The organism is Bartonella silvatica (assembly GCF_040545155.1).
GTDB lineage: Bacteria > Pseudomonadota > Alphaproteobacteria > Rhizobiales > Rhizobiaceae > Bartonella > Bartonella silvatica.
The window spans coordinates 1-1,868 of the sequence record NZ_JBEPLI010000060.1 but is presented as its reverse complement, the minus strand read 5'-3'; the positions used below and the strand labels follow the sequence as shown (position 1 = coordinate 1,868).

The window sequence follows — 1,868 nt, the reverse complement described above, 5'->3', positions numbered from 1 at the left end:
GATGCAATGATGTCTTCCAGATAAGGCGCTATACGCTCCATATCCCAAGACGTAGTCAAAAAGACTTTTGCCATTACCCTCTGCCTAAAGGACGTAAATCCACATTAAAACCCGTAATCATCGTCCAAGATTCATTCTTAGGAATGCGTAATTTAAACCGGTGATAACGATTGCGCGAACGCCCATGATAAGCGCCCGTGACATACGAACACACCCTCTCCTTATGCCATGTGATCGGTGTCTGATTATTGCGAAGACGACGTTCTCCTATGCTTAAAAAACCTTCCGTCGTATCAACTTCGGCAAACATTTTCGTGATAAAGTTAAAACTTCCATCCGGCGCCCCCATCTCTTGTGAAACAACCGTTGCCTCCATCGGGGCTCCTGTAAACATAACAAGCCGATTGTTTTCATCAAAAGCACCAAGCATGGGAGCGCCACTTTGCCAACGAGGGCTGTCTAAAGAAGCCGGCAATGCCTCAAGATTGATCGAAATCTCATCTAACTGTTCTAAAGTATATCCTGTTGTAAACACTGGAAACAACGTGAAAGGCTCTCCCTGTATCGTCGACCATTTCTGCAAGCCCCAATCATAAACAAAGGTGGTTTGCTCGTTATTGCCTCTCTTTAAGGACCAATAAATCCGATTATCAATGGGGTCTATAACTCCTTGCATCTCATCAAGAGCAAACTTATCAAATGTTTTAAAAACCGTTCTATCAACCTTTTCAAAACCTATCGGTAAAAGTTGAGCATCCAAACTCATCTGATAAAAACCACCATCACCTGTAAAAAAAGCGTCACTCCCTCGACATGCTATAGAGGTTGCACTACGGGCTCCTCGCTTGTCTTGTATCTTTTGAAAAGCAAACACAATCTTAGAACCCGGAACAAAGGTTCCAGCATAAATAGCAGAACGCATAAAAATGAGGGGATTAGTCGATTCCGTAGACCCTTGAACATATTCTCCATCCGGAAAATCTTGAAAATCGCAATCTTTCTGCTTAACTGTCCAATGAGTAGCATCTTCCAAACCAGACCAATGAATGCGATTGGGGTGATCTGTCAATTGCATCAAACAAACAAAAGGTCCCCAAACCTTCACCAATCCTGCTTTCGGGGGATTGCCTCCTAAATCTTCAAATCGTTCAGAACTATGGGTATTAAAAACTTGTGGTTTATCATTTTTATTCACCGCAATAATTCTTTGACCAAACAAAGCGAACGACCATTGATTATCCTCATGCGCATGATAAGTCACACCACTTTGACTTATGTCCTTCCAACCCTTGGTTTGACTATCATAACTGTAAAGCTTTTTGGCTCCTCCTACGATTATCTTAACACCATTGCCACTTCGAAACGCTATGCACCCCAAAGGCTTTTCTTCTAAAGGATGAGACACAACCATTGCACTAGGCATCGGAATGTAACCGCCATCTGCCGGTAAAACATTTACAAGCGTATCCGTAAAGCTGCCGTTGACGACCGAAACATCTGGTCTGTAATCAGCGATTGGAAAATACACCATATTAGAAATCCGTTGGTATTATTCGCGTGACGTTATGACGTTTAGACGTCTCTGCGCGTAATTCATGCAATTGCTCGTTAAAGTCATTGTAAGCAGCGGCTGCACAATCGGGTTCTTTAAGAATATTCTTGTACAGTTCATATTTTGCACGCGCTTTAATCAAGTCAAACCCATAGATAAACCATGGATGTTCTTCATCAACACTCTCTATCTCTGATAAGCGCTGTGGAGAGAGAAGAAGTTGTATCTGATAAGCCCTATCCGGTGTGGGATAAAGATGCAATTTCCTATCAAAATAACTGTAACAAACCGGCGTCCCTTGCTGCTCTGATGACAA

General features: G+C 42.5%; 1 protein-coding gene and 1 pseudogene. Both read right to left on the bottom strand.

Annotated elements, in window-relative coordinates:
- Positions 1-73: 73 nt before the first annotated feature.
- Entirely contained in the window at positions 74-1,531 is a 1,458-nt protein-coding gene (bgtE, locus tag ABID23_RS07850; RefSeq protein WP_354190927.1) for a gene transfer agent protein BgtE, read from the bottom strand.
- A 1-nt stretch (position 1,532) separates the two neighbouring features.
- Positions 1,533-1,868: pseudogene (locus ABID23_RS07845) on the bottom strand (hypothetical protein); the annotation flags it as partial.

Bases quoted from the DNA above. Each gene is read 5' to 3' on its own strand.
- bgtE (WP_354190927.1), bottom strand. From the start codon at position 1,531: ATGGTGTATTTTCCAATCGCTGATTACAGACCAGATGTTTCGGTCGTC.